Origin of the sequence: Streptomyces sp. NPDC002935, assembly GCF_040611295.1 — a bacterium.
Lineage (GTDB): Bacteria > Actinomycetota > Actinomycetes > Streptomycetales > Streptomycetaceae > Streptomyces.
Genome location: NZ_JBEXNW010000031.1, coordinates 102,365 through 109,079, shown reverse-complemented (window position 1 = coordinate 109,079; position 6,715 = coordinate 102,365). Strand labels below are relative to the sequence as shown.

The 6,715-nt window shown below is 62.9% G+C and carries 8 protein-coding genes and 1 pseudogene; 5 read left to right on the top strand and 4 right to left on the bottom strand.

Features of this window, described 5'->3' with window-relative positions:
* The first annotated feature begins 551 nt into the window (after positions 1-551).
* From ABZX90_RS33030 to ABZX90_RS33015, 4 genes are all read left to right on the top strand, one after another.
* Entirely contained in the window at positions 552-908 is a 357-nt protein-coding gene (locus ABZX90_RS33030; RefSeq protein WP_355211044.1) for a hypothetical protein, read from the top strand.
* Positions 905-2,314 (top strand): pentapeptide repeat-containing protein, encoded by a 1,410-nt coding sequence (locus ABZX90_RS33025; RefSeq protein WP_355211041.1) that lies wholly within the window; start codon positions 905-907, stop codon positions 2,312-2,314. Before ABZX90_RS33030 ends, ABZX90_RS33025 begins: the two co-directional genes overlap by 4 nt.
* A gap of 1,056 nt (positions 2,315-3,370) precedes the next feature.
* Positions 3,371-3,637 (top strand): hypothetical protein, encoded by a 267-nt coding sequence (locus tag ABZX90_RS33020; RefSeq protein WP_355211038.1) that lies wholly within the window; start codon positions 3,371-3,373, stop codon positions 3,635-3,637.
* Positions 3,634-4,125: a hypothetical protein gene (locus tag ABZX90_RS33015; RefSeq protein WP_355211035.1), complete on the top strand. Its 492-nt coding sequence runs from the start codon at positions 3,634-3,636 to the stop codon at positions 4,123-4,125. The genes ABZX90_RS33020 and ABZX90_RS33015 overlap by 4 nt, the downstream gene beginning before the upstream one ends.
* A gap of 39 nt (positions 4,126-4,164) precedes the next feature.
* Here ABZX90_RS33015 and ABZX90_RS33010 read toward each other — a convergent pair.
* The 4 genes and pseudogenes from ABZX90_RS33010 to ABZX90_RS32995 all read right to left on the bottom strand — a co-directional run.
* Positions 4,165-4,287: pseudogene (locus ABZX90_RS33010) on the bottom strand (OB-fold domain-containing protein); the annotation flags it as partial.
* 176 nt (positions 4,288-4,463) lie between these two features.
* Entirely contained in the window at positions 4,464-4,829 is a 366-nt protein-coding gene (locus tag ABZX90_RS33005; RefSeq protein WP_355211062.1) for a hypothetical protein, read from the bottom strand.
* Positions 4,829-5,257: an ATP-binding protein gene (locus tag ABZX90_RS33000; protein WP_355211032.1), complete on the bottom strand. Its 429-nt coding sequence runs from the start codon at positions 5,255-5,257 to the stop codon at positions 4,829-4,831. Before ABZX90_RS33000 ends, ABZX90_RS33005 begins: the two co-directional genes overlap by 1 nt.
* Before the next feature lie 46 nt (positions 5,258-5,303).
* Positions 5,304-5,711 (bottom strand): NUDIX domain-containing protein, encoded by a 408-nt coding sequence (locus ABZX90_RS32995; RefSeq protein ID WP_355211029.1) that lies wholly within the window; start codon positions 5,709-5,711, stop codon positions 5,304-5,306.
* A 107-nt stretch (positions 5,712-5,818) separates the two neighbouring features.
* On the opposite strand from ABZX90_RS32995, the gene ABZX90_RS32990 reads away from it, so the two are divergent.
* Positions 5,819-6,604 carry a GntR family transcriptional regulator gene (locus tag ABZX90_RS32990; RefSeq protein WP_355211026.1) on the top strand — a complete coding sequence of 262 codons (786 nt, stop codon included), beginning with the start codon at positions 5,819-5,821 and terminating at the stop codon, positions 6,602-6,604.
* The last annotated feature ends 111 nt before the right edge of the window (positions 6,605-6,715 follow it).

Genomic DNA, 6,715 nt, shown 5'->3' with positions numbered 1-6,715 from the left:
CGGCATGCGATCACCATATGAGCCTGAGCAGCTCGGCCTACTGGCTTCAGCACGACCGACGTACGGCGAGATCGGACGCTCAGCTTGGGAAGCTGATGTGATCTAGACATGGCTGCCGGGCCTGAGCTGTGGCGGAGCAGCGCCAGCCGAACGTCGACCGCCGATCCGGTACCCCGTTGTTCTCCGTCCTTCCCCGCTGAGTCTGGCACGGTTCTGGCACGACCTCTTCGTCTCCAACTATCGTCCGCGTGGTCATCGAGAGCTGGTGGACTGGTCGTTCGGCCATCGACGGCTCTTGACGGTCGGCTGTGGTTGCGATGGTTGCTGTACGGCAAGGCCGTGTCCCACCGAGCGGTGTGGCAGCGATCTCCTCTCGTGACTCGTCTACACCAACCTGCTGACCGTTGGGGATCGTCGATCGGCGTCGTAATCGTGCCACTACATCACGTTGCGGGATGTGGCCCTTAATTCGTCCCAATCTGCGGTGGGTGCGACCACGTTCTGGGAATCTAACCAGCAGAGGTTGCATGCCGATGATGGGGTGATGTGCGGTGCACGTGCTGATCAAGGTTGACGGCGACGTCCACGGTCGGGGCTTGATGCCTTGGCTCCATGCCGATCCGGTGTCGAAGCAGGCAGCGCTGTCCGTGATGTCCGGCGACCCTGGGCAGATGGGGGGTGGGGAGATCATCCAAGCTGTTGTGCAAGATTCGACTGCTCTTGGCAGCCTACTCGTGGCGGTTGGGACCTGGTGGGACGCCCGCCGCCGTCGACCGGGAACACCGCCTGTACAAGTGATGATCGAATGCGGTGACATCAGCATGACTGTCACTGGTGCCGACCCCGCCGACGTTCACCGCATCGTGCAAGCCCTCACCAGCGGCGACGGGACGGTCAACTCCCGATGACGCTCCAGGACCCATCAGGCTCTCGTGCTGTCCTGATCGGAACCTACGCCGACTGCGGCAGCCTCGGCGAATGGGCCAAAGATCTGCCCGGCGTCGCTGAAAACCTTATTGAACTTCGCAAGATCCTGACCAACGGGTCGGTGTGGCGAATCGACCCTGATCACTGCGTCCACCTGTCACAACCCACCGACCCAAGGGGCGTACTACGCGCGGTGGAGAAGGCCACGGTCGAGGCAACTGATACGCTCCTGATATACCTCACTGGCCATGGACTCCTCGACGAGGATAACCAGCTCTATCTTGCCCTACCCGGCGCTACCGCCGAATACGAATGCCTTTCCTATAATGACATTCGAAGGTGCATCCGCAGACACCGGAAGGCCGCACGCTCAATCGTTATAATCGACTGCTGTTACAGCGGCCAAGCCATTGACGGCGTCGGCGGCATGGGAAATGCCTCGCGCGGCTACGAAGAGGTGGTTAAAGATAGCACCCTAATTGGTGGCGCTTGCGTCCTGACTGCATCCGCCGCTACCCGAAAAGCTATCGCAGTACCCGGGGAACGCTTCACCGCCTTTACCGGCGAACTCATTTCCATTCTCTGCGACGGCATACCCGGCGGTCCTGAGTATCTTGACATGGGTACCATCTACGGCGAGCTTCAACAGCGCCTCGACCGCCCCGGAATTCCGGAACCCAAATTCGGCAGCAATGCGCACGGTGCTCGCATTGTGTTCTCCCGCAATCCTGCCTACCAACTGCTGGCGCCACTGTCTTTGGCAGTATTGAGTGAACCCGAACACCCGGCGAAGGCGGCGCTCCGTAGAGCGGAAAAAACCCTCAGGTCCCAGAATATCACAGAGCGAGTATCGGGAATCGCATACCTAGATCAGTTGGCGAGGATGGCCCCAGGTTTCCACTCTGACATCGGAAACGTCCTGGCGGCATTCATGCGAGAGCGATCGCGGGAATCTGTCGAAAACTCACCAAACTTGCCAGAAGATATCCAGAAATCCCTGGATTTAATTCGGATTGTCGGCGGCGATGGCCTCGATCTATCCGGAATTCGATTGAGTGGAGCGGATTTACACGGCATGTCATTGCGTGGAGCGAACCTGAATCAGGCAGATCTGAGTTGCGCAAATTTGGAAGAAGTGGATCTGTATGGAGCTACTCTAGTAGCCGCAAATCTGATGTCAGCCAACCTGGACGGAGCGAAACTCTGGGAAATCGACCTTAGCTCTGCGAATCTGACTGACGCATCCACGGAATATGCTGACATAGAAATACGAAATACCATTCTAGATAATGCAACTACAAATGATGACATTCGTCGCAGGATTCATGACGAAATGAGGTATGACGCTTTCCATCGAGCTAATTCTCAATATCCCTATATTTGGTAGCTGTCGGTTATGGGGCACCTGACGTTCCGTGCATGGGATGCTATTTCCCACTGGGTGTGGGTGCTCGATGTAGCGCGTTCGGCCACGAGGGGAGGGTGAAGCTGTCATGGCTGGCGCGCCGGCGTTTCTGTCCTCAGCCACCGAAAGTCAGCCACGACGGTGGGTGCGGCGAACGATCACCCGTCACGTGTGTTTCCAGCAACCCCGTGGCGGCCTCAGCCACGCTTCTTCGATGCGTCACGGCCGGATCCCTCACCCGGCCTGAGCCTTGCCGACGCAGCTTCATGACGACCGGCACGCCTGCGGTTTTTTGAGAGCCATCCGGTCTTGGAGCCGACTGCCCAGACATGAGGGACCCCTTCTACGGCAAGCGGCTGATTGCTGTGCGTGCGGCACGGGCGCTGGCCGGGCTGGAGCGGGGCGGAGACAGGAGCGCAGGCCCGGCCGGGGGCCGGGCCGCGCGCGGTGAGCGGAGCGAGCCGCCTTGAACCAGTAGAGAAAGTTGTAACTCAGTCGGTCGACTGAGGCCTGTCTTGTCTCGGCTGATGCTTGACGTTGTGGCTTCACCTGATGCTTGACACCGCTTGCCTCGGCTTGGCTGTGCGCGTCTGATCGGCGTGTGCAGGGAGGGCCGGGGCCGTGCTGGTGGAGTTGAACGTGGTCGAGCAGCGGTATCACGCGGTGATGGAGGGCGGCGCTAAACAGGTCGGGGAAGGAGTCGATGTCGGGCTGCTTGTCGGCTGTGGCCATCGAGTCATTGACTGCCGCGAGCCCGGGGGTGTGTCACGAAATCAGTAACCAGACGGCACCTCTCGTCCGGCACGCGTGATGCCCTCGCGCGACCTGCGGAGACGCCATGTTCACTCCTCCCTCGGTCTCCTAACTCCCGCCGGACAAAGCAAAGTTGATCAGCTACAGTGGGGTGTGGCGAGGGGCTCAGTGTGCCCTCGTGACGATATAGCTCCTGTCCTGCCGGACGGGAGCTTTTTCCATGCCCACGAAGGCCCTGCGCTCCTCAGCGCGGGGCCTTTTGCGTTTTCCGCGCCGAGGAGTCCTGTGTCCGTCCTGCTGTCATCACTCGATCCGCACGTGCTGCTGCTGGTCATGAGCAGCCTGTTGGGTATCACCCTGATCAAGGCATGCCTGAAGTACGCCATCACCCGGATGGTGCTCAAGAAACTCACCGACGGTCAGGATCTGGCGCGAGTCCTCATCGCACTCGCCCTGCTCTTCGGCGTTCCCGCCCAGCCGGATTCCCTGCCACCGACACCGCCGACAGAGCAGAGTGAGAACCAGGACGGGACTTCTGGAGGTGCGGCATGACCCGGCGCAAGGTAGTGCCCGACACGTTCGCGGAGGACCGGGTCGTACGGATCCTGTTGGCCGAGCAACTCGACTCGGTGCTCAACACTCTCAGCGAACGCGAAGTGCACGTCGTCACCGCCCATGTCGCGTTGTGCGTCCCAGCCCATGTGATCGCCCAGGAACTAGGCCTCACCATCCGCCGCGTCCTGGGGATCAGTTCAAAGACGATGTCGAAGCTGCGGCATAGGTCCCGCAGCCAGGCGCTCACAAATTATGACCTTGAAGACGGGGGCGATGGTCCCCTCTCCGCACCCTCCAGAAAAGTGCAGGAGATCGCCGGTACATACGGCGTGAACGCCTTTATCCCGTGTGCGTATGAACCCTGCAGGATGCGGTTTCTCGGACGGCCGCCGGGACAGGTCGGCCGCCCCAGAAAGTACTGCTCGGACTCCTGCCGCCAGAACGCATGCCGAGCTAGGAGGCGCGCCGGAAGACAGGAACCGTGACTACCGTGGACACCGTCACCCAGGCCACGGAACGCCACCTCAAGCCCCATCCCCCGCCCGCAGCTCCCCCTCCCCGCACTCCACGATCTCCGTCATCACCCGCGGTCCCTCCGCGAGGTCGACGACCGCGGCAACGTACAGGGTGCGCTCCTCGAAGGGGGGCTGGTCGTTGCGGTGGACGACGACGGACCAGGTGTAAAGGGTGGCCCGGCTGCTCGCTGGCTCTCAGCTCTTGGGGTAACCCATGGAATGCCGGTGTACAGCGCGAACAGGATGCCGGACAGTACCTTCCGATCGTCCAGACACTTACGCCTTCAAGTGCCAGCCCGTTAGGAGTTCTAAGGCTTGAAGTGGTATGCACAGGATGGGAGTTCGATGCCCTGTCGGTGTGCGAGCGGCACGAAGAGGACTGGGCGGATCGTCCAGGTGATGCGTGTGCCGGCGTGGGTCACTGAGACTGTGCAGGGCTCCATGCGTGCGAGGGCTCTCCGGGTCCGGATGCGTCCCTCGTACAGCCAGGCCCACGCTTCGTCGGAGGCGTCGGCGTCGAGCGCCGGCGAGATCGTGCGGAGAGCAATCGCTACCCACCGGTCGGCCTGGGGCGCCGTATAGGCGTCGAAAGATGCACGGAGCTCTGGCGGTTCACCTTCGGCAAGTTCTTCGGTCCAGCACTCGCACCAGTAGCCGCGCCGCGGCTTGTCCATCAGCACGGGTGGCCTCCCCTGCGGGCCCAGGTGAAGAGCTCCGCGGTGACCGTGTGGCCGCCGTCGCTGTCGTGGACGACGACGCGGTGCGCGATCACGCTGACCATGCCCAACCCCCGCCCGTGCTCGGCCTCCTGGTCCTGGTGCTCGATGGCCGGAGCCGATCCCGTGCCTCCGTCATCCGTGACCGACAGGGCGATCACCTGCGAGGAGACCGCGAGCGCGAGATGGAAGCTGCCCGACTCCTTGCCGCTGGCGGTGTGAAGGATCGCGTTAGCACTCAGCTCGCTCACGATCAGGGCCGCATCCTCGGCTAAGGGTGAGCCGCGCAGGATGTCGCGGGTCCAGCGGCGGGCCCTACTTACCTCTTCTGGAAATCCTGGGCAAGTGAGTCCCCAGACCCGCGCAGTGCTCGTATACTCGTGCATACAAGTTCCTTCGTGCTGGTAGGCCGCCATGTGCAGCGGGTTCGGGCTAGACGAGTTTCACGCCGTCGTGGGCGCGGATGGCCGGCGGGGATGCCGCGTCGAGTGCGTCCAGGACGCGGATCGCGTACGCCTCGTCGGCGAGGTCGGTGACTTCTTCGCGGGTGGCCCAACGCAGTGCGCGGGTCTCGTCCCCAGTGGTGGGCGAGCCGTCGGCGGCTTCGCAGCGGAAGACCAGGGAGACGATCAGGCCCGTCATGTTCTTGTAGACGCCGGTGAGGGTCGTGGGAAGCGCGATCTTGATGCCGGTTTCTTCGAGTACTTCGCGCTGAAGTGCCTCGGGGAGGGTTTCCTCCCGCTCGACAACGCCACCCGGAGGTTCCCACCGGCCGTTGTCGCGCCGCTGGATCAAGAGGGCCCGGCCCTGGTCGTCGACGATGACTCCGGCAACGCTCACGGAGTGCGGACGGTCAGCGGTCACGTTCCTCGGCCCTCTCAGATGGCTAGGCTCTCCACCGTAGCAACAACACTCGCCCACTCGTCTAGATACCTAAAGGAGTACTCGTGACCTCACTTCCGTCCCTGCTCGGCGATCTGGACCCCACGAGCGATCGTGCGGTGTTCCGGCAGATCGCTGACCAGCTGCGCGAGGCCATCGACCGTGGGCGATTCAAGGAGGGTGAAAAGCTCCCCTCGGAAGCCGAACTCGTCGAGCACTACGGCGTCTCCCGGATGACCGTCCGGAACTCCTTCTCCATCCTCCAGGGCGAGGGCCTGGTAGCCGCTGAGCACGGCAAGGGCGTCTTCGTCCGGCCGCGTCCGCCCGTCCGCCGGCTGGCCTCCGACCGGTTCGCCCGGCGTCACCGTGAGCAGGGGAAGTCGGCGTTCATCGTCGAGGCGGACGCCGCGGGCAGTCATCCGCAGGTGGACAGTCTTGAGGTCAAGGAGGAGAAGGCCAGTCAAGACATCTCCACCCGGCTCGGGTCCGTACGGCGCGTGCTCGCCCGTCGGCGCCGGTACCTGCTCGACGGCCGACCGGTCGAGTTCGCCACCTCGTACCTCCCGCTCGACATCGCGCGCGGCACGCAGATCGCCGAACCCAATCCTGGCCCCGGTGGCATCTACGCCCGACTTGAGGAGCTGGGCCACCACCTCGACCACTTCGAGGAGGAGATCCGCGCCCGAATGCCCTCGCCGACCGAGGTCAAGACGCTCCGACTGGCCTCCGGCGTGCCGGTGATCCACCTCATCCGCACCGCGTACGACACGGAGGGACGCGCCGTGGAGGTCTGCGACACCGTGATGGCGGCGGACGCGTACGTCCTCTCCTACCAGCTTCCGGCGACCTGATCGGCGGTGCGCGAGGCCTCTTTTCGGACTCGTACACCCCAACAGCCCTACTCGTATAGACGAGTGGCCAAGTTGTGTGGCAGTGTGGTTGGCGTTCCCGAAGTCATCGGG

Bases quoted from the DNA above. Each gene is read 5' to 3' on its own strand.
- ABZX90_RS33005 (WP_355211062.1), bottom strand. From the start codon at position 4,829: ATGGACAAGCCGCGGCGCGGCTACTGGTGCGAGTGCTGGACCGAAGAA.
- ABZX90_RS33000 (WP_355211032.1), bottom strand. From the start codon at position 5,257: ATGCACGAGTATACGAGCACTGCGCGGGTCTGGGGACTCACTTGCCCA.
- ABZX90_RS33025 (WP_355211041.1), top strand. From the start codon at position 905: ATGACGCTCCAGGACCCATCAGGCTCTCGTGCTGTCCTGATCGGAACC.
- ABZX90_RS33015 (WP_355211035.1), top strand. From the start codon at position 3,634: ATGACCCGGCGCAAGGTAGTGCCCGACACGTTCGCGGAGGACCGGGTC.